This is a genomic window from Micrococcus sp. EWR3.9.1 (genome assembly GCF_052615555.1).
The window spans coordinates 96,058-119,422 of the sequence record NZ_JBQXFD010000001.1; the positions used below are offsets into that span (position 1 = coordinate 96,058).

General features: G+C 74.3%; 19 protein-coding genes and 3 tRNA genes. 3 read left to right on the forward strand and 19 right to left on the reverse strand.

What is annotated here, in order from left to right:
• The first annotated feature begins 78 nt into the window (after nt 1–78).
• A complete protein-coding gene (locus tag ACUJ8O_RS00470) occupies nt 79–558 on the forward strand; it encodes a DUF3515 family protein (protein WP_036382062.1) in 480 nt (159 codons plus the stop codon).
• A 28-nt stretch (nt 559–586) separates the two neighbouring features.
• Here the strand turns inward: ACUJ8O_RS00470 and ACUJ8O_RS00475 are convergent, their stop codons facing one another.
• From ACUJ8O_RS00475 to leuC, 6 genes are all read right to left on the reverse strand, one after another.
• On the reverse strand, nt 587–1,726 hold the full coding sequence (locus ACUJ8O_RS00475; protein WP_036382065.1) for a D-alanine--D-alanine ligase family protein: 1,140 nt from the start codon (nt 1,724–1,726) through the stop codon (nt 587–589).
• A complete protein-coding gene (locus tag ACUJ8O_RS00480) occupies nt 1,723–2,760 on the reverse strand; it encodes an NAD(P)H-dependent glycerol-3-phosphate dehydrogenase (protein WP_163720886.1) in 1,038 nt (345 codons plus the stop codon). Before ACUJ8O_RS00480 ends, ACUJ8O_RS00475 begins: the two co-directional genes overlap by 4 nt.
• Entirely contained in the window at nt 2,757–3,431 is a 675-nt protein-coding gene (locus ACUJ8O_RS00485) for a lysophospholipid acyltransferase family protein (protein WP_073115803.1), read from the reverse strand. The genes ACUJ8O_RS00480 and ACUJ8O_RS00485 overlap by 4 nt, the downstream gene beginning before the upstream one ends.
• An 80-nt stretch (nt 3,432–3,511) precedes the next feature.
• Nucleotides 3,512–4,840: a UDP-N-acetylglucosamine 1-carboxyvinyltransferase gene (gene murA, locus ACUJ8O_RS00490; protein ID WP_002856412.1), complete on the reverse strand. Its 1,329-nt coding sequence runs from the start codon at nt 4,838–4,840 to the stop codon at nt 3,512–3,514.
• A gap of 171 nt (nt 4,841–5,011) precedes the next feature.
• Nucleotides 5,012–5,617: a 3-isopropylmalate dehydratase small subunit gene (leuD, locus tag ACUJ8O_RS00495; RefSeq protein ID WP_036338085.1), complete on the reverse strand. Its 606-nt coding sequence runs from the start codon at nt 5,615–5,617 to the stop codon at nt 5,012–5,014.
• 3 nt (nt 5,618–5,620) lie between these two features.
• Nucleotides 5,621–7,075: a 3-isopropylmalate dehydratase large subunit gene (gene leuC / locus ACUJ8O_RS00500; RefSeq protein ID WP_044659168.1), complete on the reverse strand. Its 1,455-nt coding sequence runs from the start codon at nt 7,073–7,075 to the stop codon at nt 5,621–5,623.
• A gap of 228 nt (nt 7,076–7,303) precedes the next feature.
• Between leuC and ACUJ8O_RS00505 the strand changes: the two genes are divergently transcribed.
• The gene (locus tag ACUJ8O_RS00505; RefSeq protein ID WP_078026043.1) at nt 7,304–8,080 is read left to right on the forward strand and encodes an IclR family transcriptional regulator; all 777 of its coding nucleotides are present in this window, start codon (nt 7,304–7,306) and stop codon (nt 8,078–8,080) included.
• A gap of 122 nt (nt 8,081–8,202) precedes the next feature.
• Nucleotides 8,203–9,669: a UDP-glucose dehydrogenase family protein gene (locus tag ACUJ8O_RS00510; protein WP_036312925.1), complete on the forward strand. Its 1,467-nt coding sequence runs from the start codon at nt 8,203–8,205 to the stop codon at nt 9,667–9,669.
• A gap of 27 nt (nt 9,670–9,696) precedes the next feature.
• Here the strand turns inward: ACUJ8O_RS00510 and ACUJ8O_RS00515 are convergent, their stop codons facing one another.
• From ACUJ8O_RS00515 to ACUJ8O_RS00575, 13 genes are all read right to left on the reverse strand, one after another.
• Nucleotides 9,697–10,845, reverse strand: coding sequence for a thiamine-phosphate kinase (locus tag ACUJ8O_RS00515; RefSeq protein WP_445373045.1), 1,149 nt, complete (start codon nt 10,843–10,845; stop codon nt 9,697–9,699).
• Entirely contained in the window at nt 10,842–12,602 is a 1,761-nt protein-coding gene (locus ACUJ8O_RS00520) for a GTPase (RefSeq protein WP_445373046.1), read from the reverse strand. The genes ACUJ8O_RS00515 and ACUJ8O_RS00520 overlap by 4 nt, the downstream gene beginning before the upstream one ends.
• The gene (locus ACUJ8O_RS00525) at nt 12,599–14,407 is read right to left on the reverse strand and encodes a dynamin family protein (RefSeq protein ID WP_445373047.1); all 1,809 of its coding nucleotides are present in this window, start codon (nt 14,405–14,407) and stop codon (nt 12,599–12,601) included. The genes ACUJ8O_RS00520 and ACUJ8O_RS00525 overlap by 4 nt, the downstream gene beginning before the upstream one ends.
• A gap of 106 nt (nt 14,408–14,513) precedes the next feature.
• Nucleotides 14,514–14,586: transfer RNA gene (locus ACUJ8O_RS00530), tRNA-Glu, on the reverse strand.
• A 129-nt stretch (nt 14,587–14,715) separates the two neighbouring features.
• Nucleotides 14,716–14,788, reverse strand: a tRNA-Glu gene (locus ACUJ8O_RS00535).
• Between the two features lie 55 nt (nt 14,789–14,843).
• A tRNA-Gln gene (locus tag ACUJ8O_RS00540) sits at nt 14,844–14,915 on the reverse strand.
• Between the two features lie 119 nt (nt 14,916–15,034).
• Nucleotides 15,035–15,832: an HAD family hydrolase gene (locus tag ACUJ8O_RS00545; RefSeq protein ID WP_242934236.1), complete on the reverse strand. Its 798-nt coding sequence runs from the start codon at nt 15,830–15,832 to the stop codon at nt 15,035–15,037.
• Nucleotides 15,829–17,406: a glutamate--tRNA ligase gene (gene gltX, locus ACUJ8O_RS00550; protein ID WP_445373048.1), complete on the reverse strand. Its 1,578-nt coding sequence runs from the start codon at nt 17,404–17,406 to the stop codon at nt 15,829–15,831. Before gltX ends, ACUJ8O_RS00545 begins: the two co-directional genes overlap by 4 nt.
• Nucleotides 17,407–17,456: 50 nt before the next feature.
• Nucleotides 17,457–18,251, reverse strand: coding sequence for a fumarylacetoacetate hydrolase family protein (locus tag ACUJ8O_RS00555; protein WP_036338067.1), 795 nt, complete (start codon nt 18,249–18,251; stop codon nt 17,457–17,459).
• A 196-nt stretch (nt 18,252–18,447) separates the two neighbouring features.
• A complete protein-coding gene (locus ACUJ8O_RS00560) occupies nt 18,448–18,693 on the reverse strand; it encodes a YbdD/YjiX family protein (RefSeq protein ID WP_080772545.1) in 246 nt (81 codons plus the stop codon).
• Nucleotide 18,694: 1 nt separating this feature from the next.
• A complete protein-coding gene (locus ACUJ8O_RS00565; protein ID WP_445373049.1) occupies nt 18,695–20,956 on the reverse strand; it encodes a carbon starvation CstA family protein in 2,262 nt (753 codons plus the stop codon).
• Nucleotides 20,957–20,981: 25 nt separating this feature from the next.
• A complete protein-coding gene (locus ACUJ8O_RS00570) occupies nt 20,982–22,031 on the reverse strand; it encodes a branched-chain amino acid aminotransferase (protein ID WP_445373095.1) in 1,050 nt (349 codons plus the stop codon).
• A gap of 187 nt (nt 22,032–22,218) precedes the next feature.
• Nucleotides 22,219–23,295 (reverse strand): 3-isopropylmalate dehydrogenase, encoded by a 1,077-nt coding sequence (locus tag ACUJ8O_RS00575; RefSeq protein WP_445373050.1) that lies wholly within the window; start codon nt 23,293–23,295, stop codon nt 22,219–22,221.
• Nucleotides 23,296–23,365: the final 70 nt, after the last annotated feature.

Genomic DNA, 23,365 nt, shown 5'->3' on the forward strand with positions numbered 1-23,365 from the left:
AGGCGGGGACGGGAACGGTCTCGCCCATGCTAGGGCACGGGCCCCCGCGGGTCCCGGCGCCGCGCGTATCCTGGGCGGATGGAATCCCGCCGTCTGCGTCGTCTCGTGCCCCTCCTGACCGCGATCGCCCTCGGCGCCACGGCCTGCACCGGACGGGTGGCCACGGTGGAGGCCGCGCCCCACGCCGCTGACCCGGCGTGTGCCCCGGCCATGGTGGCCATGCCCGACGCCCTGGGCGACCTCGACCTGCGCCCCACCGACAGCCAGGCGACGGCCGTGTGGGGCGACCCGGCCGCCGTCGTCCTGCGCTGCGGCGCCGAGGTCCCCGGCCCCACCACGGACCGCTGCATCTCCGTGGACGGGATCGACTGGGTCGTCCGGGACGAGGACGAGAACTGGCGGATCACCACCTACGGCCGTGACCCGGCCGTGGAGGTGCTGTTCGGCAAGGACCAGGCCAGCTCGGACACCGTGATGGTGGGCCTGTCCTCGGCGGTCGCGCAGATCGAGCCCAGCGGCGGCTGCGTCGGCGTGCAGGACGCCACACCCGTCGGCTGAGACCGGCGCGCGCCGGCCGCGAGCCGCGTCAGTGCAGGCCGACGCCCCGCTCGAGGGCGAGGTCCAGCAGCTCCGAGATCAGATCGTCGTAGGACAGGCCCGTCCGCTCCCACATGGCCGGGTACATGCTGATGGGCGTGAAGCCCGGCATGGTGTTGATCTCGTTGACCACCCACCGCCCGTCCGGGGTGAAGAAGAAGTCGCAGCGGCCCAGGCCGGATCCGTCCACGGCCTCGAAGGCGCGGATCGCCAGGGCGCGCAGCCGCTCGATCTCCTCCTCCGGCAGCTCGGCCGGGCAGGACAGCTGGGTGGTGCCGGTGTCCTGGTACTTCGACTCGAAGTCGTAGAACTGCGTCTCGCCCTCGTCGTGGGCCACGACGATCTCCCCCGGCAGCGAGGCGCGCGGGGCGGCGGCGCCGTGCCCGTCGAGGACGGCGCACTCGATCTCGCGGCCGACGATGCCCGCCTCCACCACGACCTTGGGGTCGAAGCGACGGGCCTCCTCGACGGCGGCGCGCAGACCCGCGGGCTCGGTGACGCGGGTGATGCCGAAGGACGAGCCGGCGCGGGCGGGCTTGACGAACAGCGGGTAGGCGAGCGCCCCGGCGCGGGCGAGGGCCGCCTCCGGATCGCGCGCCCAGTCGCGGGCGGTGATGGTCTCCCACGGGCCGACCTCGAGGCCGGCGGCCTGGAAGGCGACCTTCATGAAGTGCTTGTCCATGCCGACCGCGGAGGCGAGCACGCCGCAGCCCACGTAGGGCAGACCCAGCGACTCGAACATGCCCTGGAGAGTGCCGTCCTCGCCCCAGGGGCCGTGCAGCAGCGGGAACACGACGTCCACCGGGCCCAGCGAGGAGCCGTCGGCCGCGGTCAGCTCGACGGTGCCGTCCGGCAGGGCGCGCAGGCTCACCGGGGCCTCGGGCTCCGGCACCTCCGGCAGGGCGTCGCCGTCCAGGCGGAACGAGGCCACGTCCAGCTCGTCGTGCGACCACAGGCCGGAGCGGGCCACACCCACCGGCACGACGTCCCAGCGCTGACGGTCGGCCGCGTGCAGCACGCCCGCCGCGGTCACGCAGCTGATGGGGTGCTCGCTCGAGCGGCCGCCGAAGAGCAGGAGCACGCGGGGACGCGCGTCGGCGGCGGCCTCCGGGGCGGGGGTGGCGGTCATGCGGTGCGTCCTTCCGACTTCAGGTCACGGGCGAGCAGCAGCTCGGCGAGGCGGTCCACGGCCACGTCCCCGGCGACCACCCGGTCCATCAGCTCGCTGATGGGCATCTCCACACCGTGGGCGCGGGCGGCGTGCACGATGGCGGAGACGGACTTGATGCCCTCGGCCGTCTGGCTCATGGCGGCCACCGCCTCCTCCGCGCTGAGGCCGGTGCCGATGTGGCGGCCGGCCGTGCGGTTGCGGGAGAGGGGCGAGGCGCACGTGGCCACGAGGTCGCCCAGGCCGGCGAGCCCGGCCATGGTGGCCGGGTCGCCGCCGAGCGCGACGGCCAGCCGGGTGGTCTCGGCCAGGCCCCGGGTGATGACGGAGGCCTTGGAGTTGTCCCCCAGCCCCTGCCCGTCGCAGATGCCCACGGCGAGCGCGATGACGTTCTTCACCACGCCGCCGATCTCCACGCCCACGACGTCCGTGTTCGTGTAGGGCCGGAAGGTCCGGCCGGCCGTGAGGGCGGCGATGCGCTCCGCCGTCGCGCGCGAGGCCGAGGCGACCACCGTGGCGGTGGGCTCGCCGCGCGCGATCTCGAGGGCGAGGTTGGGTCCGGAGACCACCGCGAACCGGTCCGGGCTGAGGCCCAGCTCCGCCGCGCAGACCTGCGACATCCGCGCGTCGGTGCCGCGCTCGAGGCCCTTGACGAGGGAGACCACGACGGCGTCCGGGGCCAGGTCGGCGCGCACGGTGCGCAGCGTCTCGCGCACGTGCTGCGCGGGCACGGCCACCACCACGACGCCGGCGCCCCGGACCGCCTCGGCGGCGTCGGTGACGGCGCGCACGCAGGTGGGCAGGGTGATGCCGGGCAGGTACTCGGGGTTCTCGTGTCGCTCGGTGATGGCCTCGGCGACCTCGGCCCGCCGGGACCACATCACGATCTCGGACGCGCGGGCGGACTCGGGGCTGGTGCTCAGGCCCAGGACGCGGGCGAAGGCCGACCCCCAGCTGCCGGCCCCGAGGACGGCGACGGTGCGCGGATCGCTCATGCCCCGATCACCCGCGCTCCGGTCGCGGGATCCCAGCGGCCCTCCGGGGCCGGTTCTCCGCGCAGCTCGGCGACCAGGTCGGTGATCGCGGCCATCATGCGGCCGGTGCCCTCGCGCAGGGTCGCCGCCGTCACGGGGCGGTCCCGCAGGTCCGCGAGGTCGACGGGCGCGCCGACCCGGATCCGGGCGGTCTTGCGCGGGAGGACGCGGAGGGAGCGGCCGCCGTACGGCAGCAGCTCCTGGATGCCCCACTGACCGACGGGGATGAGCGGGGCGCCGGTCTGCAGGGCGAGGCGCACGGCCCCGTTGCGCCCGGCCATGGGCCAGCCGTCGGGATCGCGGGTGACGGTGCCCTCCGGGTAGACGATGATCGCCCGGCCCGTGGCGACGGCCTCGCGGGCGGCGGCGAGCGAGCGGCCGCCGTCGCGGGTGCGCTCGACCGGGATCATGCGGGTGGCCTCGAGGACCTGCTTGAGCACGGGCACCTTCCAGAGCTCGGCCTTGGCGAGGAAGGTCGGCAGCAGGCCCTGGTTGTAGACCATGTGGGCCACGGAGAGCGGGTCCACCTCCGAGATGTGGTTGACGGCGAGGATCGCGCCGGTCTCGGGCAGGTGCTCGGTCCCCTCCCACACCTGGCGGACGAGGGCCCGCATCGCCGGTCGCACGATCACCCCCGGGATCACGTAGGGGGCCCGCGCGGCACGCGTCGGACGACCCCCCGCGGCGGCAGGGCTCTGCGCGTCCACGCCGCTCACCGGTCGCGTTCGGTCAGCTCGACGTCGGCGCCGAGGCCCTCGAGCTTCGCCATGAAGTGCTCGTAGCCGCGGTTGATGATCTCCAGGCCCGTCGCCGTGGAGGTGCCCTCGGCGGTGAGGGCGGCGATCAGGTGGGAGAAGCCGCCGCGCAGGTCCGGGATGTCGAACTCGACGCCGTGCAGCGGCGTCGGGCCGGAGATCACGGCCGAGTGCAGGAAGTTGCGCTGACCGAAGCGGCACGGCACGGAGCCGAGGCACTCGCGGTGCAGCTGGATGGAGGCGCCCATCCGCACGAGGGCGTCGGTGAAGCCGAAGCGGTTCTCGTACACGGTCTCGTGCACGATGGAGACCCCCTTGGCCTGGGTCAGCGCCACCACGAGGGGCTGCTGCCAGTCGGTCATGAAGCCGGGGTGCACATCCGTCTCGAGCACGAGCGGGTTGAGATCGCCGCCGGCGTGCCAGAACCGGATGCCGTCGTCGACGACGTCGAACTCGCCGCCGATCTTGCGGTAGGTGTTCAGGAACGCCGTCAGGTCGCGCTGCTCGGCGCCGCGGACGTAGATGTCCCCGCGGGTGGCCAGGGCGGCGGAGGCCCACGAGGCGGACTCGTTGCGGTCGGGCAGCGCGATGTGGTTGTAGCCGCGCATCTCGCTCACGCCCTCGATGCGGATGGTGCGGTCCGTCTGCACGGTGATGATCGCGCCCATCTTCTGCAGGACGGCGATGAGGTCGTGGATCTCCGGCTCGACGGCGGCGCCCTTGAGCTCGGTGATGCCCTCGGCCTTCACGGCGGTCAGCAGCACCTGCTCGGTGGCGCCGACGGAGGGGTACGGCAGCTCGAGCTTGGCGCCGTGCAGGCCCTTGGGGGCGGAGATGGAGATGCCGCCCGGGCGCTTGTCCACGACGGCGCCGAAGTTGCGCAGCACGGCCAGGTGGTAGTCGATCGGGCGGTCGCCGATCTTGCAGCCGCCGAGGTCGGGGATGAAGGCCTCCCCGATCGCGTGCATGAGCGGGCCGCAGAAGAGGATCGGGATGCGCGAGTCGCCGGCGTGGGCGTCGATCTCGGCGGTCAGGGCCGACTTCACCCCGGCCGGGTCCATCGTGATCCGCCCGGTCTCCTTGTCCCACTCCACGGACACGCCGTGGATCTCGAGGAGGGAGCTGACGACGTCCACGTCCTTGATCTCGGGGATGTTCCGGAGCACGGACGGCGAGTTGCCGAGCAGGGCGGCCACCATGGCCTTGGGCACCAGGTTCTTGGCACCGCGCACGGTCACCTCACCGGTCAGCGGCTTGCCGCCATGGATGGTCAAGAGCTTCGCCATGCGCGTCCTTCCTCAGCGCGGCCGCAGGGCCACGGTCTCGGCCACTCCGCCGGAGCGGGGAGGTCTCTGAACGGGACCGCCCGCCGTGTGCGGCGGGCGGTCCCGGAATCGCCTCCCAGCATAGGGCGTCGCCGGGCACGCGCGGCAATGGTGCTCCCCCGGCGGCGCCGGTCAGCCGGCCGTGCGGGCCGGCAGGGTGGTGGGCTTGTACGCGGGGCGGTCCGCCTCGTAGGCGTCGATCTCGGCCTGGTGCCCCAGGGTGACGGCGATGTCGTCCAGGCCCTCGAGCAGCCGGTGACGGGTGTCGTCGTCGATCTGGAACGGGGCGGTCACATCCCCGCACTCGACGGTGCGTGTGACGAGGTCCACGGTGACCGGGGTCCCGGGACGGTTCTCCAGCTCCTTCCAGATGCGCTCGACGTCCTCCTGCTCCACCTGGGCCGCGACGAGCCCCTGCTTGGCGGAGTTGCCGCGGAAGATGTCCGCGAAGCGCGGGGAGATCACGGCGCGGAAGCCGTAGTCCTTGAGCGCCCACACGGCGTGTTCGCGCGAGGAGCCGGTGCCAAAGTCCGAGCCCGCCACGAGCACGGTGCCCCCGCTGAACGGCTCGGTGTTCAGGATGAAGTCGGGGTCCTGGCGCCAGCCTGCGAACAGGGCGTCCTCGAAGCCCGTGCGGGAGATCCGCTTGAGGTACACGGCCGGGATGATCTGGTCCGTGTCCACGTTCGAGGCGCGCAGCGGCACGCCGACGCCGGTGTGGGTGGTGAACTTCTCCATGGCTCAGGCCTCCTGGAGGGTGAGGGCGGGCAGGTCGGACGGGCTGGCGAGGCGGCCCAGCACGGCGGTGGCCGCGGCGACCACCGGGGACACCAGGTGGGTGCGTCCGCCCTTGCCCTGCCGGCCCTCGAAGTTGCGGTTGGAGGTGGACGCGCAGCGCTCCCCCGGGGCGAGCTGGTCCGGGTTCATGCCCAGGCACATGGAGCAGCCGGCGAACCGCCACTCGGCCCCGAAGTCCTCGAACACCCTGTCCAGGCCCTCGTCCATGGCCTGCAGACGCACGCGCGCCGAGCCCGGCACGACCATGACGCGCAGCCCCTCGGCCTTGCGCCGGCCCCGGACGACCTCGGCGAACGCCCGCAGGTCCTCGATGCGGGAGTTGGTGCACGAGCCCATGAAGACGGTGTCGACCTCGACCTGCTTCATCGGCGTGCCGGGGGCCAGGTCCATGTAGGACAGCGCCTTGCGGGCCGCCTCCTGGGCCACCGGGTCGGTGAAGTCCTCGGGCGCGGGGACGGTGTCGTTCAGGCTCACGCCCTGACCCGGGTTGGTGCCCCACGTGACGAACGGCTCCAGCGTGTCCGCGTCGATGACCACCTCGGCGTCGAACTCCGCGCCCTCATCCGTGGCGAGGGTGCGCCAGTGCTCGACGGCGGCGTCCCAGTCGGCGCCCTCGGGGGCATGGGGCCGTCCCTTCAGGTAGGCGAAGGTGGTCTCGTCCGGGGCGACCATGCCGGCGCGGGCGCCGGCCTCGATGGACATGTTGCAGATGGTCATCCGGCCCTCCATGGAGAGGTTCCGGATGGCCTCACCGCGGTACTCGAGCACGAAGCCCTGGCCCCCGCCCGTGCCGATCTTCGCGATGACCGCGAGGATGATGTCCTTGGCCGTCACACCCGGGCGCAGCGTGCCGTCCACGGTGACCGCCATGGTCTTGAAGGGCTTCAGCGGCAGGGTCTGGGTCGCCAGGACGTGCTCGACCTCGGAGGTGCCGATGCCGAACGCCAGGGCGCCGAACGCACCGTGGGTGGAGGTGTGGGAGTCGCCGCAGACCACGGTGAGGCCGGGCTGGGTCAGGCCCAGCTGGGGGCCGACGACGTGAACGATGCCCTGCTCGGCGTCGCCCAACGGGTGCAGGCGGACGCCGAACTCGGCGCAGTTGGCCCGCAGGGTCTCGATCTGGGTGCGCGAGGTGGGATCCGCGATCGGCTGGTCGATGTCCAGCGTCGGGGTGTTGTGGTCCTCCGTGGCGATGGTCAGGTCGGGCCGACGCACCGGACGCCCGGCCAGACGCAGCCCCTCGAAGGCCTGCGGGCTCGTCACCTCGTGCACGAGGTGCAGGTCGATGTAGAGCAGGTCGGGGGTGCGGGAGGCGCCCTCGCCCCCGCCGCGCACCACCACGTGCTCGTCCCAGACCTTCTCGGCCAGCGTCCTGGGCCGCGTCGTCGCCGTCGTCATGTGCCGCACCTTCCTGCTCACGCACCTGTCAGTCGTCGCCCGGCGCGGGGCGCCGGTGCTCACGGACCACTGTGGGGCGCGGCGGGGCTGTTCTCGACCACGCGGCGCGATATTCCACATCGTGAGATTTCGTCTCACATGCCGGACGCGGCGGAGGCCGGCCCGGTCGCGCACGTCGCGCGCCGACATCCCCGGCCGTCCGCGCAGTGAGACGACTACGATCACCCCATGACCACCGAGCCCGTGCGCCCGCCCACCGAGGACGACCTCATCGGCCCCTCGCTCCACCGGCATCCCAGCGGTGTCGGCGTGGTGGACAAGTCGGTGGCGATCCTTGACGCGCTCGAGTCCGGCCCGGCCACGCTCGCCCAGCTCGTCATCGCCACCGGGATCGCGCGGCCCACGCTGCACCGGCTCGCGGCCGCCCTCACGCACCACCGCATGGTGGGCAAGGACCTGCAGGGCCGCTACGTGCTGGGCACCCGCCTCGCCGAGCTCGCCTCCGCCGCCGGCGAGGACCGGCTCACCACGGCCTCCGGCCCGGTGCTGCTGTGGCTGCGCGACGCCACGGGCGAGAGCGCCCAGGTGTTCCGTCGGCAGGCGGACTCCCGCGTGTGCGTGGCCAGCGCGGAGCGGCCCTGGGGCCTGCGCGACACCATCCCCGTGGGCGCTCGCATGTCCATGAAGGCCGGCTCCGCCGCGCAGGTGCTCCTGGCCTGGGAGGACCACGAGCGGCTCGTCGAGGGGCTGGCCGGCGCCGTGTTCACACCCACCGTCCTCGCGGCGGTGCGGCGGCGCGGCTGGGCCCAGTCCCTGGCCGAGCGCGAGCCCGGGGTCGCCTCGGTGTCGGCGCCGGTGCGCGGTCCCAGCGGCCGCGTCATCGCGGCGGTCTCGATCTCCGGCCCCCTCGAGCGGCTCTCCCGACAGCCGGGCCGGCTGCACGCGGACGCCGTCGTCTCCGCCGCGACGCGGCTCACCGAGCTCATCCGCGCCGGCGAGGCCTGAGGCCCGCCCGCGCCACCGACGGGACGCGCCGCCGAGACACCCCGTTCTTCCCGCGTTCACCCGCGGGGCCTAGCGTCAGCCAGGTCCCCGACCGCCGCCCCCGCACCACCGAGGAGTCCGCCGTGACCGAGACGACCGCGCCCGCCGCCCCCGCCGAGCAGGAGGCCGCGCCGCGGCTGTCCGTGATCGGCACGGGCTATCTGGGCGCCACGCACGCCGCGTGCATGGCCGAGCTGGGCTTCGAGGTCCTCGGCGTGGACGTGGACCCGGCCAAGATCGAGCGCCTGGCCCGCGGCGAGGTGCCCTTCCACGAACCCGGCCTGCCCGAGCTGCTGCGCACCCACGTCGCCTCCGGGCGGCTGCGCTTCACCACGGACGTCGCGGAGGCGGCCCGCTGGGCGGACGTCCACTTCATCGGCGTCGGCACCCCGCAGAAGGTGGGCGAGACCGCGGCGGACCTGAGCTATGTGGACGCCGCCGTCGCCTCCCTCGCTGCGGCGATCGACCGCGACGCGCTGATCGTCGGCAAGTCGACCGTGCCCGTGGGCACCGCGCGCCGCCTGGCCGAGCTCGTGCGCACCGTGCGCGCCGAGGCCGGGCTGCCGGGCGAGGTCGAGCTCGCCTGGAACCCCGAGTTCCTGCGGGAGGGCTTCGCCGTGAGGGACACGCTCACCCCGGACCGCCTCGTCATCGGCACGCACGGGCCCCGCGCCGCGGGCATCCTGCGCCGGGTCTACGCGCGGCAGCTCGCGGACGACACCCCGTGGATCAGCACGGACCTCGAGACGGCCGAGCTGGTGAAGGTGGCCGCGAACGCCTTCCTGGCCACGAAGATCTCGTTCATCAACGCGTTCTCGGAGATCACCGAGAACGTGGGCGGGGACATCGGCACCCTTGCGGACGCGATCGGCCACGACGCGCGGATCGGACGCCGGTTCCTCAACGCGGGCGTGGGGTTCGGGGGCGGCTGTCTGCCCAAGGACATCCGCGCGCTCCAGGCGCGCGTCTCCGAGCTGGGCCTGGACCGGACCATGCGGTTTCTGGCGGAGGTGGACGACATCAACCTGCGCCGCCGTGACCGCGTGGTGGACCTGGCGGTGCAGGTGCTCTCCGCGGCTCGCGACGGCCGCATCCGCCGGGCCGAGGCCTCCGGGCCCGCCCCCACCCCGGCGAGCGTGCAGGTGCTCAACGGCACGCGGATCGCCGTGCTGGGCGTCACGTTCAAGCCGGACTCCGACGACGTCCGGGACTCCCCCGCCCTCGACGTCGCCAACCGTCTCTACACGGCCGGCGCCGACGTCCGGGTGTACGACCCGGAGGGCAACGCCAACGCGGCCGCCCGCTTCCCGCGGCTCGACTACGTGGACTCGCTCGAGGCGGCCGTGGACGGCGCCGAGCTGACCCTGCTGCTGACCGAGTGGCGCCAGTTCCGCGAGATGGATCCGGACACCGTGGGCGCACGCGTGGCCTCCCGCCTGCTGATCGACGGGCGCAACGTCCTGGACGTCGCCGCGTGGCGCGAGCACGGGTGGGACGTCATCGGCCTCGGCCACCGCTTCGACCCGGAGCGACTCCTCCGCGCGGCCTGACCCGCCCGCGGACCCCGGCCCGGGCGCTCAGCCGGCGAACGGGTCCCAGCCGGACCCGGACAGGGGCCGGTGCCCGGCCGGCGGCCGGGCCCCGGCCGGCACGAGCCGGCCGATCCGCGTGAACCCCCGGGGCAGCTCGGTCTCGGGCCACGCCAGCCCCAGGAGGCCGTAGTCCTCGCCCCCGCCGGTCACGAGCGCCTCCGGGCTGGTCCCGGCCAGGGCGGCCACGCGGCGCAGGGGTGCGGCGGCCTCCGCCAGCCAGGCCTCGTCCAGCCACGGTGCCGGCGCGGGGCCGGCCCCGCCGGTGGCGGCCGCCATGCGGTGCGCGTCCTTGCCCAGGCCGTCGGAGACGTCCATGAGGGTGAGCAGGCCGGCCGTCACCGCGGCGGGCCCGAGGGCCAGCGGCGGGCGGGGTCGCAGCTGGGCGCGGACGGCGCGGGCGAGCTCCCGCGGTGACGGCCGGTCGGCGGCGGGGAGGGCGTCCGCCCGTCGCTCCAGCTCCGCGCGGTCGGTGAGCAGCACGGCGAGCCCGGCGGCGGCCCACCCCGGCCCCGGGGGCGCGGCGGCCCGGGGACCTCCCGGCACCGCCTGGGCATGGACGAGGTCGGCGCCCTCGGCGAGCACGCGGTCCCGGTCCGCCGCGGCCGGCGTGCGGCACAGCACGCCGCCGGGGTGCGGGTCCCCGAGCACCGTCACCGCGGCGTGGACCCGTCCGCCGGTGCCCAGGTCGCCCCCGGCCACCCGGCAGTCCGGCGCGCCGAGGTGACGCACCGCGCCCACGATGCCCGCGGCGAACGACCGCACCCAGGCGACCGGCGTCGTCGGCGGCAGGGTGAGGGCGGTGACGAGCGCGGAGGCGGTCCCGCCCATCGCGTTGACGTCCGAGAGGTTCTGGGCGACGGCCTTCCAGCCGGCGTCGTGGCCGCGGGTGCGGGGGCCGGCGGGCCAGCGGGGCAGGAAGTCCGTGCCCTCCCCCATCGCGTCCGTGGAGATGAGCGTCCCACCGCAGGGCGCGGGCACGAGGGCGGCGTCGTCGCCCGGGGCGACGGTGCCGGCGGGCCAGTGGCCGTCCCGGACGGCGGGGGCGAGACCGGTCAGGACGACCTCCAGCAGCTCGGCCTCCGTGAGGTCGCCGACGGTCGCCCCCGCCGTGGCCGCGGGGTCGCACACCGTCATCGGCGGCCCCGCCGGACCGGGACGCCGGAGGCCCGGGCGAGGGCGTCGCGGAAGGCGTGGAAGCGGTCCACCTCGGCGCGCACCGGGTCGACGACGAGCCGCCGGCCGACGTCGGTGGTCGCCTCCTCGAGGCGGCGGCGCGCGCGGCGTCCCCGCGCCGCGGCGGTCCACCGGGTCAGGGGGATCGCCAGCAGGGCCAGCAGCACGCCGAGCGCGAGGCCGCCGACGAGCAGCAGCGTCGGGAGGGGGAAGCCCTCGACCGTGGGCGCGGGCGGCAGGGGGAACTGCAGGTACCCCGCCAGGGCGAGGACGCCCAGCCAGCCGGCGCCGACGACGGCGGTGAGGAGGGCGAGCCACTGCAGCACGTCCAGCACGGGGTGCCACCAGCTGCCCCGACCGGCCCCGAGGTCGGTGGCGGCGATCGCCTGGTCCACGGCGCCGGGGAGCTCCTCGGCGTGCTCCCGGCCCGCGCGGCGGATGGCGGCGGCCCACGGCTCGGAGGCTCCCGCGCCGGCCGCGGCGGCCAGCGTGCGGACCGCGCCGTCGACGACGGCCCGCTGGGTGCCCGAGCGCTCGGGCAGGGAGGTGCGGTGCAGCGCGGGGTCGCGGGCGACCTCGTCCCGGTCGCGGCGGGGGGCGGCGCTCTCGGGCATCAGGTGCAGGCGCCGCAGGGGGTCCGCGCGGAAGGAGTGCATCCAGCGCAGCACGGGCCAGCTGGTGCGCTTGGCCGAACGCAGCCGGTACGAGCCCTCGACCGCCCGGACGACGGCCGGCACGCCGCCGGCCACGGCCAGCTCGCGCCCGAGCCGCTGCTCGTCCCCGGGCCCGACGCCGGCCGGCTCGCCCTCGCCCGAGGCGGCGGCGAGGTCCGCGGCACGGGCCGCGACGTCCGCGCCCAGGCGCTCGGCGGCCGCGCCGCGCTGGGCGACGATCGCCGCGACCTGCCGGCCGACCTCCTCGAGGCCCTCCCCCGTGCGCGCGGACACGGGCAGCACCCTGACATCGCCGAGGCCGTGCCCCGAGAGCATCCGGCGCAGCGAGGCCAGCACGACGTCCCGGTCACGCACCGAGAGCCGGTCCACCTGGTTGAGCAGCACGAGGGTCACGGCCGCGTGCGAGCCCATGGTCGCCAGGAACTCGCGGTGCAGCACAGCGTCCGCGTACTTCTCCGGGTCCACGACCCACACCAGCACGTCCACGTGGCCGGCCAGCCGGGAGGTGATCTCGCGGTTGCCCCGCTCGACCGAGTCGATGTCCGGCAGGTCCAGCAGGATCAGGCCGGTGGCGTCGGCGCCGTCACGGCGGCCGACGCCGAGGAAGCCGGGGCGGCCGTCGTCGAGCACGGGCGCCTCGTCCAGCAGGTGGCGGCGGCGCACGCCGAGCCAGTCGAGCAGGGCGGCCGCGCCGCCGCCCTCGCTGGTGCCGTCGCCGTGCTCCGCGTCCGGGTCCAGCCCCTGTCCCCGGCCCACGCCCCAGACCGCGGCGAGCGGCTCGGACGTGGTGGGCCGGGTGGCGGCCACGCGGGCCAGGTTGCGGCCGGTGAGCGCGTTGAACAGGGAGGACTTGCCGGAGCCCGTCGCCCCGAAGAACCCGACCACGGTGTGCTCCGCGGAGAGTGCCTGGCGCTCCCCGGCCGCGCGCACGACGGCGTCGGCCCCGGCCACGACGTCCTCGGGCAGGCGGCCCGCGGCCAGTTCGGCGGCCTCGCCGAGGGCGTCCAGGCGGGGGGCCAGGGCGGGGGTGTCGCGGCGGCTCATCGGGGCTCCTCCCCCGCCTCGGCGGCGGACGGGGCGTGCTCGGGCCCGGTCGGGCCGTCGACGCCGGCGGCCACCCCGCGGCGCAGCACCGGCTCGAGGGCGCGCAGCTCCTCGGTGGCCTGCGGCTCGCGTTCGAGGTGGAGCAGCGGCAGGAAGCGGTCCGCGAGCACGGTCTCGAGGAAGGCCCGCACGCGGCGCTCGAGCAGCTCATCGGCACGCCGGGCCATGCGGCGCACGGCGTCCTCGCCGAAGATCGACTCGAGCAGCTTCTGCCCGACGACGGCGGCGCCGCCGGCGATGCCGACCTCGATGCCCGCGAGTCCGCCGGTGGAGGCGAACGAGATCACCATGAGGGCCACGGCCGCGCCGTTCACGCCGGTGGCCGCCAGGCGGGCGCGCGTGCGCTTGCCCGCGCCCTCCTCCTGGACCAGTGCCAAGACGTCCGACTGCCAGTCCCGCACGACGTCGGCCGCCCGCGCCGACGCGTCCGGCGCCAGGGCGCCCAGGTCGCGCCCGGCCACGAGGGCCCGGCCCGCCGGCTCGGACGCCCAGCGCCGCTCGATCTGCTCGGCGGCCGCGGCGGCCGCCTCGACCATCACGGCGTGCAGGCCGGTCTCCAGTGCGGTCTCGACCTCCTCGGGCGCTGCCGGGCGCCCGCGCACGAGGGCGCCGAGGCGGTCCCGCAGCCGGCCGATCGTGGTCTCGACGCCGCGGAAGAACTCCCCCGTGCCGACGAAGTCCTGCCAGCGGGAGAGCACCTCGCCGCGCAGCAGCGTGCCGTCCGAGGTGGCCTCGTGGACCCGGCCGACGGCCTGGTCCGTGGAGTCCCCCACGATCCGGGCGAGCAGGTCCGCGGCGTGCCGCTGCTCCTCCTCGGCGCGGGCCAGGTCGGCGACGCGGGCGGCCAGCTGGCCCAGCACGCCGTCCACGGTCCGGCGGGCGACGGCGCCGCGCGCCTGGGCGTCGGCGGCGAGGGTCTCGAGCCACGCGCGCAGGCCCGCGACGTGCTCCTGCGGGAGCAGGCCGCGCTCGTCGAAGCGGGTCTCGGGGATCACGTGGATCCGGGCGTCGGCGAGGCCACGCTCGGTGAGCATGCGCCGCAGGTCCGGGGTGATGTCCTCCGCCGCGCCCTCGGGCACGCGGCCGAGCACGACGGCCACGGTGATGTCGCGGGCGGCGGCCTCGTCCAGCAGCTGCCAGGGCACGGCGTCGGCGTAGCGGTGCGCCGTCGTCGTGAAGATCCACAGGTCGGCGGCCTCGAGGAGCTGCCGGGCCAGCGCGCGGTTCTGGTCCGCCACGGAGTCGATGTCCGGGGCGTCCACGAGGGCGATGCCCGAGGGCAGTGCGGGCTCGGCCACGAGCGCGACCGTGTCCATCGCGGACTGGTCGGGTTCGACGGGGCCGGCGGCCGCGTCGCGGTGCACGCTGACGCGGGCGAGGTCGGGCAGCACCCGCGGGCCCGTGAACCAGTGGGCGTCGGCGGGGTTGTGCAGCAGCAGCGGCTGGCGCGTGGTGGGCCGCAGGGCGGAGGAGCGGGAGACCTCGTGGCCGACGAGCGCGTTCACCAGCGTGGACTTGCCCGCACCGGTGGAGCCGCCCACGACGGCCAGCAGCGGCGCGTCGAGCGAATCGAGGCGGGGCAGCACGTAGTCGTCGATCTGGTGCAGGGTGCGCTCGCGCTCGGCGCGGTCCTGCCCCGCGGTGACGGTCTCGAAGGGCAGCTCGAGCGCGGCGAGGTGCTCGCGCACGCGGCGGACGGCCGTGTCGACACCGAGGTCTGGGGCGTTCTGATCCGTGTGTGGCACGTGGGCCATCGTCTCACGGGCGCGCGCCGGCCGCCCATCCCGCCGGCCCGGCCGACGCAGACGACGGAAGCCCGGTCCGCAGGGACCGGGCCTCCTGTCACTCGGGTGACCCCAGCGGGATTTGAACCCGCGTTACCGCCGTGAGAGGGCGGCGTACTAGGCCGCTATACGATGGGGCCGAGCGCGCTGTCCGCGTGTGCGGAAGCGATGCCGTGGAGACCTTCTTCTGCGCCTGTGTCTCCTGTTCAGGCGACGGATGCGTTCATCCGCCCGTGCCGTTCCGGTCCGAGGACCGGGCGGCGACTGCGTGACCCCAGCGGGATTTGAACCCGCGTTACCGCCGTGAGAGGGCGGCGTACTAGGCCGCTATACGATGGGGCCGTGCGCCACGTCCGAGCGTCTCCGCCCGTGCGCGTTCACTGAGTCCGAAGACTCGCTGGGGTACCAGGACTCGAACCTAGAATGACGGTACCAGAAACCGTTGTGTTGCCAATTACACCATACCCCACTGTCGGTCAAGCACGCCTGGCCGATGTGCATCATATTCATGAGCCCGGTGTTCCCGGATCTCTCCGGCAACGAGAAAGAACTCTACACCCTCCGGGCGGCGCGTGCAAAATCGGCGGGTCAGGCCGCCAGCCAGGTCCGCAGCCCGCCGATCGCCCGCATCCGCCAGCACGCGTGCTCCTCGTCCCAGAGCGGCTCCGCCACCCCGCCGTGGGCGGGGGCGTCGGGGCTCATCCACACCGGAACGAGCCCCGCCGACCGGGCCCCCTCGACGTCGTGACGCAGACTGTCCCCCACCATGAGGGTGCGTCCCGGGTCCGTGCCCAGGCGGGAGCAGCCGGCCAGGAAGGGGGCCGGGTCCGGCTTCGGGGCCCCGGCCGTGTCCGAGCCGATCAGCACCTCGACCCACTCCAGGCCGAGGGCGTCGGCCTTGCCGCGCTGGTAGGTCTCCACGTTGTTCGTGACGATCCCCACGCCACGGCCTGTTCCCCGCACCTCGGCGAGCACGTCGGCGGTCGCGGGGAACAGCGCCCAGTGCCCGCGCACGACCTCTTCGTAGTCGGTGGTCCACAGGCCGTCGAGCGGAGTCGCCGCATCCTCGGGCACGCCGAGCGTGCGCAGGGCGTCGGCCACGCGGGCCAGCCGCTGCTCCTCGAACGTCAGCTCCCCGGACACGTAGCGCCCGTAGTGGCCGCCGGTGTCGGACGCGAAGGCCTCGGTGGCCTCGGCCAGCACCGCCGGGTCGACGTCGGCGGCCCCGGCCCACTGCCGGCGCACCGTCGCGTCGAACGCGGCGTGCTGGGCGGAGCGCAGATCCAGCAGCGTGTCGTCCAGGTCGAAGAGGACGGCGTCCCAGGCCGGCGGCGCGGGCGCGCCCGCGGACCCGCCGGCCGGCGTCGTGCTGGCGCCCCGGCTCATGCGTCGGTGGGCCGGCCCTGGTCCAGGCCCTGCTCCGCGGCGAAGCGGTCCAGGCGGGCGAGCGCGGAGTCGCGGCCCAGGATCTCGAGCGACTCGAAGAGCGGCGGGGACACCTTGCGGCCGGTCACCGCGACGCGCACGGGGCCGAACGCCTGGCGCGGCTTGAGGCCCAGGCCGTCGATGAGGGCGGCCCGCAGCGCCGCCTCGATCCGCTCGGTGGTGAATTCGTCCTCGGGCAGGGCGGCCAGCGCCTCCCGGGCCGCGGCGACGGCGGCGCCCAGGTCCGCCGGCATCCCCTTGAGGGCGCCCTCGGCCGTCCGGACGTCCCGGTCCGCCGTGAAGAGGAAGGCGAGCATCTCGACGGCCTCGCCGAGCAGCTGCACGCGCTCCTGCACGAGCGGGGCCGCGGCGGTGAGGACCTCCATCTCCCGCTCCGTCAGGTGCTCGCCCACGAGGCCGGCCGCGTGCAGGTAGGGCACGAGACGGTCGCGGAAGTCGGCCACGTCGAGCATGCGCACGTGCGTGCCGTTGATCGCGATCGCCTTCTTCTCGTCGAAGCGGGCGGGGTTGGCCAGCACCTTGTGCACGTCGAAGTGCTCCACGAACTGCTGCGGGGTGAAGATGTCCTCGTCCGCGGAGAGGGACCAGCCCAGCAGGCCGAGGTAGTTCAGCAGGCCCTCCGGGATGAAGCCGTTGTCCCGGTGCAGGAACAGGTTGGCCTGCGGGTCGCGCTTGGAGAGCTTCTTGTTGCCCTCGCCCATCACGTAGGGCAGGTGGCCGAACACCGGCATGTACCGGGCGACGCCGATCGCGTGCAGGGCGCGGTAGAGCGCGATCTGGCGCGGAGTCGAGGAGAGCAGGTCCTCACCGCGCAGCACGTGGGTGATGCCCATGAGCGCGTCGTCCACCGGGTTCACGAGGGTGTACAGCGGCGAGCCGTCCGCGCGCACCACCACGAAGTCCGGCACGGAGCCGGCCTTGAAGGTGATCTCCCCGCGCACCAGGTCGGTGAAGGTGATGTCCTCGTCCGGCATGCGCAGCCGCCAGACCGGCGCGCGGCCCTCGGCCTCGAAGGCGGCGATCTGCTCGTCCGTGAGGTCGCGGTCGTGGCCGTCGTAGCCGAGCTTGGGGTCGCGGCCGGCGGCCCGGTGACGGGCCTCGGTCTCCTCGGGGCTCGAGTAGGACGGGTAGATGTATCCGCCGGCCTTGAGCTTCTCGATCACGTCCGCGTAGATCTGCCCGCGCTGGGACTGACGGTACGGCTCGTGCGGGCCGCCGACCTCGACGCCCTCGTCCCAGTCGATCCCGAGCCAGCGCATCGCCTCGAGCAGCTGCTGGTAGGACTCCTCCGAGTCGCGCTTGGCGTCCGTGTCCTCGATGCGGAACACGAGGGTGCCGCCGGTGTGCCGCGCCCAGCCCCAGTTGAACAGGACGGTGCGGATCAGCCCCACGTGGGGGGTGCCGGTGGGCGAGGGGGCGAAGCGCACGCGCACGGGGGTCTCGGCGTCCACCTGGGGGACGTCGGCGAAGGGGGCGGGGGCGTTCTCGGACACGGGAGCGGTGGCGTCAGTCATGATGTCCCGAGTCTACGCGGGGGCCCGGACGCCGTCGTCGGGCGCCTGCATCAGCGGCGGAAGACGGTGGCGAGGACGCCGATGCCCTCGACCTCGGCCTCGACGCGCTGGCCCTCCTGGACCGTCCCGACCCCGCCCGGGGTGCCGGTCAGGATCACGTCGCCGGGAAGGAGGGTGAACATCTCCGAGGCCGCGGCCACGAGCTCGCGGACGCCGAAGACCATGTCCGCCGTCGTGCCGTCCTGGCGGGTCTCGCCGTCGAGCCGAGACGTGATGCGCAGGCCGCCGGCCGGCTCCACGTCCAGCTCGGTCTCGATCCACGGGCCCAGCGGGCAGGCGCCGTCGAAGCCCTTGGCGCGGGCCCACTGCAGGTCGGTGCGCTGGGCGTCGCGGGCGGTGAGGTCGTTGCCCACGGTGTAGCCGAACACGACGTCGTCCACGCGGCTCACCGGCACGTCCTTGCAGATGGTGCCGATGACGACGGCGAGCTCGGCCTCGTAGGAGACCTCGTCCGACCAGCTCGGCAGGGTCACGGGCTCGTTCGGACCCACGACGGCGGTGTTCGGCTTGAGGAAGAACTGCGGCGAGGCGGGGACCTCGTTGCCGAGCTCCTTCGCGTGGTCGGCCCAGTTGCGGCCGACGCCCACGATCTTCGAACGCGGGATGATCGGCGCGACCAGCCGCACGTCCTCGAGGCGGTGGGTCGTGCCGGTCGGCTGGATCCCATGGAAGAACGGGTCCCCCTGCAGGGCGGTGATGCTCAGCTCGGCGGGGTCGGCGTCGGCCGGGCCCTCCACGATGCCGTAGGTCGGTTCGGCCTGGTCCACGAAACGGGCGATGCGCATGGCCGCCAGCCTAGTGGGTGAGCAGCGGGCGCCGTCGCTGGACACCCCACCCGATGCCGACCCCGCTGACGCCGCGAGCCAGACGATTCGGCCGCGGCGGACGGCCCGGGGCGACCGATTCGTCTGGCTCGCGGGCGGATTCGTCTGGCTCAGCGGGGTGCGGCGCGGGGTGCCGGGCGGAGCGGGTCGAGACCGCTCAGCAGCAGCGGCTGCCGGGGTTCGCCTGCTGGCGGGCGTATTCGGCCCGCCAGAATTCCCGCTCGGTCATCGGTGCCCGCCCCGGGTGGTGGGCCCGGTGATGGGCCACGTAGGCGTCGTACTTCCCCTCACCGGAGAGCTGGCGGACCCACCAGCGCGCCCGGGCCCACACCCCGGGCCGTGACGGGCCGGCCGAGCCCTCCGCGGTGGAGGGCCCGGCCGGCGTCGCGCGCGGATCGGCCACGTCAGTGACCCCGCACCGGCTGCCGGTCCGCCGGCAGGGCGTCCCACTGCCGCTGCAGCTCCTTCTCCTCGGCCGTGGCGAACAGCCCGGCCGGGGCGAAGCGCTGCGAGGGCACGTACGGGTCCTGGTGGTCGATGACCTCGGTGCCGCGGAAGGCGCGCACCGTGGCGAGCACCGACGTCGTGATGACGATCAGCGCCAACACCAGGAAGACGACGGAGAGCGTGCCCTGGATGAAGGTGTTGCGGACCACGGCCTCCATGGCCGGCACGGACTTCGCGGCGCCGAAGCTCGTCTTCCCCGCCGCCAGCGCGTCCTGGAACGCGCGATGCTGCGCCCAGTAGCCCACCGCCGGGATGGAGGAGAAGATCTTCTGGAACGACGCCACGGTGGTGACCACGGTGATGAACGCCAGCGGCAGCGCCACGATCCACAGGCCCCGGAAGTCCCGGCGGCGCGCGACGATCGTCAGGACGACGGCGAGCGCGATCGCCGCGAGCAGCTGGTTGGCGATGCCGAACAGCGGGAACAGCGTGTTGATGCCGCCCAGCGGATCGGTGACGCCCATGATCAGCACGGCGCCCCAGGCGGCCACCATGATGGCCGTGCAGACCCACGCGCCCACGCGCCACGAGGTGTCCTTGAAGCGCGGGACCACGTTGCCCAGGGAGTCCTGCAGCATGAACCGGGCCACGCGGGTGCCGGCGTCCACGGCGGTGAGGATGAACAGCGCCTCGAACATGATGGCGAAGTGGTACCAGAAGCCCATGAGGGCCTCGCCGCCGATCAGCTGGCCCATGATGATCGAGAGCCCGACGGCGAGCGTCGGGGCGCCACCCGTGCGGGAGACGACCGTGTCCTCGCCCACGAGGTTCGCCAGCGCGGTGAGCTGCTCGGGCGTGACGTCCACGCCGGCCAGGCCCAGGCTCATCACCCAAGCGGCCGCCGTCTCGGGGGTGCCGCCGGTGAGCGCGGCGGGGGCGTTCATGGCGAAGTAGATGCCGCGGTCGATGGACACGGCCGCCACGAGCGCCATGACCGCCACGAAGGCCTCCATGAGCATGCCGCCGTAGCCGATGAAGCGGGTCTGCCGCTCCTTCTCCACCATCTTGGGCGTCGTGCCCGAGGCGATCAGCGCGTGGAAGCCGGAGAGCGCACCGCACGCGATGGTGACGAACAGGAACGGGAACAGCGAACCGGGCCACACCGGGCCGGTCTGGCCCGAGGCGAACTCGGAGAACGCGGGGGTGCCGATGCGCGGCTGCACGACGACGATGGCCAGCGCGAGACCGGCGATCACGCCGATCTTCATGAAGGTGGACAGGTAGTCGCGCGGAGCGAGCAGCAGCCACACGGGCAGCACGGCCGCGACGAACCCGTAGATGATCACGGCCCAGGCGATGGTGGTGCGGTCCAGGGTGAACAGGGCCGCGCCCCACTCGGTCCCGGCCACCCAGCCGCCGCCGATGATGGCCGCCAGGAGCAGGACGAACCCGATCACGGAGATCTCGGTGATGCGGCCCGGGCGGATCCAGCGCAGGTACACGCCCATGAAGAGCGCGATCGGGATGGTCATGGCCACGGAGAACACGCCCCACGGGGACTCACCCAGGGCGTTGACCACCACGAGGGCCAGGATGGCCGTGATGATCACCATGATCAGCAGGGTCGCGACGATCGCGGCGGTGCCCCCGACGCGGCCCAGCTCGTCCCGGGCCATCTGGCCGAGCGAGCGGCCGCCGCGGCGCATCGAGAAGAACAGGACGAGGTAGTCCTGGACCGCGCCGGCCAGGATCACGCCGACGATGATCCAGATGGTGCCGGGCAGGTAGCCCATCTGCGCGGCGAGCACGGGGCCCACGAGCGGACCGGCGCCGGCGATGGCCGCGAAGTGGTGGCCGTAGAGCACGCGGCGGTCGGTGGCCACGTAGTCCCGGCCGTCGGCCCGGTACTCGGCCGGGGTGGCGCGGGTGTCGTCCGGGTGGACGATCATGCGCTCGACGTACTTCGAGTAGAAGCGGTAGCCGATCGCGAACGTCGCCACGGCGGCGAACACGAACCAGATCGCGTTGATCGTCTCGCCGCGGTGCAGGGCGAGCATGGTCCAGGCGACGCCGCCGAGCAGGGCGACGGCCACCCAGACGGCGATCTTCGCGGGCGTCCAGCGGGGCCGGCCGGCGGCCTCGGTGGGCGGGAGGTCTTCCGGCGTCGTGGCCGGGAGTGGGGCGCCCTCGGCGGCCGCGGAGGAGCGGTGCGAGCTCACGGGGGTCTCCGTTCGTGGGGTGGGGTCAGACGAGGCGGTGCAGCCAGCCGTGGCGGTCCTCGACGCGCCCGGTCTGGATGCCCTCGAGCTCGGTGCGGATCTTCAGGGCCACGTCGGCCCCGCCGGCGGACTCGATCACGTCGTCGCCGTCGAGCAGACGGCCGATCGGGGTCACGACGGCGGCGGTGCCGCACGCGAAGACCTCGGTGATCTCGCCCGAGCGGACGCCCTCGGCCCACTCGGCGAGGGTGACGCGACGCTCCTCGACGGTCAGGCCCATGTCCCGGCCGAGCTGGAGGATCGAGGAGCGGGTGACGCCCTCGAGGATCGTGCCGGTGAGCGCCGGGGTGACGAGGCGGCCGTCGGCGTGCACGAAGAACACGTTCATGCCGCCGAGCTCCTCGATCGCGTCGTCGTGGTACTGGTCGAGGAACACGACCTGGTCGGCGCCCTTCGCCGCGGCCTGCAGCTGGGGCAGCAGCGAGGCGGCGTAGTTGCCGCCGGTCTTGGCCGCGCCCGTGCCGCCCTTGCCGGCGCGGGCGTAGTCACGCGAGACCCAGATGGTCACCGGCTTGAGCTCGCCGCCGAAGTAGTTGCCGGCCGGCGAGGCGATCACCATGTACCGCACCTCCTTGGCCGGGCGCACGCCCAGGAACGCCTCGGTGGCGAACATGAACGGGCGCAGGTACAGGGACTGCCCCTCGCCGGTGGGGACCCAGTCCCGGTCGGCCTCGAGCTGGGCCTTGAGGGAGCCGAGGAACATCTCCTCGGGCAGCTCGGGCAGCGCGAGGCGACGGGCGGAGCGGTTCAGGCGCGCGGCGTTGGCCTCGGGGCGGAACGTCCACACGGACCCGTCCTCGTGGCGGTAGGCCTTGAGGCCCTCGAAGATCTCCTGGCCGTAGTGCAGCACGGAGGCGGAGGGGTCCAGGGAGAGCGGGCCGTAGGGCTCCACGCGGGCGTCGTGCCACGCGCCGCCGTCCTCGTCCCAGGTCCAGTCGATCGAGACCATGTGGTCCGTGAAGACGTTGCCGAAACCGGGGTCCTGGAGGATCTCGACGCGCTGCTGATCGGACATCGGGGACAGATGCGGTTGCCGCGTGAACACGGTCTCGGACACGGTGGGATCACTCCTCGTGACGGGTGGCGGATGGGGACGGCTCCGGTGCCGGGCACGACGCGCGGGGGCCACGGCGCCGGGCGTGGCACACGCCACAGGCCGTCGCCCCATCCTAGACCCGGCGCCGACGCGCCGGGCCCGCGCGTCAGACCCGCGCGACGACGTCGGCGCCGACCTCGGCGGTGGTGCCCCGCGCGCCGTCCACCCGGTCCTTCAGGTGCGCCCACACGGCGGTGCGCACGCGCGACGCCGCGCCGGCCTCGCCCACGTGTTCGAGCAGCAGGGCGGCGGAGAGGATGGCGGCCACGGGGTCGGCGACCCCCTGGCCTGCGATGTCCGGGGCGGAGCCGTGGACCGGCTCGAACATCGACGGCGCCGTGCCCTCGACGTTGATGTTGCCGGAGGCGGCGAGCCCGATGCCGCCGGTCACGGCGGCGGCGAGGTCCGTGATGATGTCCCCGAACAGGTTGTCCGTCACGATCACGTCGAAGCGGGCCGGGTCCGTCGCCAGGAAGATCATGGCGGCGTCGACATGCATGTAGTCCCAGGTGACCGCGGGGAAGTCGGCCGCCACGGACTCCACGGTGCGGCGCCACAGGTGGCCGGCGTGGACCAGCACGTTGTGCTTGTGCACGAGCGTGAGGCGCTTGCGCTCGCCCGCGTCGGCGCGACGGAAGGCGTCCTCGACGACGCGGCGCACGCCGAACGCCGTGTTCACGGAGACCTCCGTGGCGATCTCGTGCGGGGTGTCCACGCGGATCGCACCGCCGTTGCCCACGTACGGCCCCTCCGTGCCCTCGCGCACCACGGTGAAGTCGATCTCGCCGGGCGCGGCCAGGGGGCTGACGGCGCCGGGCAGCAGGGTGGCCGGGCGCAGGTTCACGCCGTGGTCCAGCGCGAAGCGCAGCGTGAGCAGCATGCCGCGCTCGATCAGCCCGGACGGGATGCGCTCGTCCCCGGGCGCGGCGCCCACGGCCCCGAACAGGATCGCGTCGTGGCGGCGCAGGGACTCGAGGACCTCGTCCGTGAGCGCCTCGCCGGTCTCGAGCCAGTGCTCCGCACCCAGCGGATACGGGGTGAGCCGGGCCTCCGGGCGTCCCTCGGCACGCAGCGCCGCCTGCAGGACGGCGGCGGCCTGGTCGGTGACCTCGGGGCCGATGCCGTCGCCGCCGATGACGGCGATGTCCAGGGGGTCTGCGGAGCTGCGTGTGGTCTCGGTCATGGCCCTCAGGCTACGCGCGGCACGCGTGGGGACCACATCGTGTGACACCCGGTCTCACCCTCCGGACGGA

Bases quoted from the DNA above. Each gene is read 5' to 3' on its own strand.
- ACUJ8O_RS00470 (WP_036382062.1), top strand. From the start codon at position 79: ATGGAATCCCGCCGTCTGCGTCGTCTCGTGCCCCTCCTGACCGCGATC.
- ACUJ8O_RS00475 (WP_036382065.1), bottom strand. From the start codon at position 1,726: ATGACCGCCACCCCCGCCCCGGAGGCCGCCGCCGACGCGCGTCCCCGC.
- ACUJ8O_RS00480 (WP_163720886.1), bottom strand. From the start codon at position 2,760: ATGAGCGATCCGCGCACCGTCGCCGTCCTCGGGGCCGGCAGCTGGGGG.
- murA (WP_002856412.1), bottom strand. From the start codon at position 4,840: ATGGCGAAGCTCTTGACCATCCATGGCGGCAAGCCGCTGACCGGTGAG.
- leuD (WP_036338085.1), bottom strand. From the start codon at position 5,617: ATGGAGAAGTTCACCACCCACACCGGCGTCGGCGTGCCGCTGCGCGCC.
- leuC (WP_044659168.1), bottom strand. From the start codon at position 7,075: ATGACGACGGCGACGACGCGGCCCAGGACGCTGGCCGAGAAGGTCTGG.
- ACUJ8O_RS00505 (WP_078026043.1), top strand. From the start codon at position 7,304: ATGACCACCGAGCCCGTGCGCCCGCCCACCGAGGACGACCTCATCGGC.
- ACUJ8O_RS00515 (WP_445373045.1), bottom strand. From the start codon at position 10,845: ATGACGGTGTGCGACCCCGCGGCCACGGCGGGGGCGACCGTCGGCGAC.
- ACUJ8O_RS00520 (WP_445373046.1), bottom strand. From the start codon at position 12,602: ATGAGCCGCCGCGACACCCCCGCCCTGGCCCCCCGCCTGGACGCCCTC.
- ACUJ8O_RS00545 (WP_242934236.1), bottom strand. From the start codon at position 15,832: ATGAGCCGGGGCGCCAGCACGACGCCGGCCGGCGGGTCCGCGGGCGCG.
- gltX (WP_445373048.1), bottom strand. From the start codon at position 17,406: ATGACTGACGCCACCGCTCCCGTGTCCGAGAACGCCCCCGCCCCCTTC.
- ACUJ8O_RS00555 (WP_036338067.1), bottom strand. From the start codon at position 18,251: ATGCGCATCGCCCGTTTCGTGGACCAGGCCGAACCGACCTACGGCATC.
- ACUJ8O_RS00570 (WP_445373095.1), bottom strand. From the start codon at position 22,031: ATGTCCGATCAGCAGCGCGTCGAGATCCTCCAGGACCCCGGTTTCGGC.
- ACUJ8O_RS00575 (WP_445373050.1), bottom strand. From the start codon at position 23,295: ATGACCGAGACCACACGCAGCTCCGCAGACCCCCTGGACATCGCCGTC.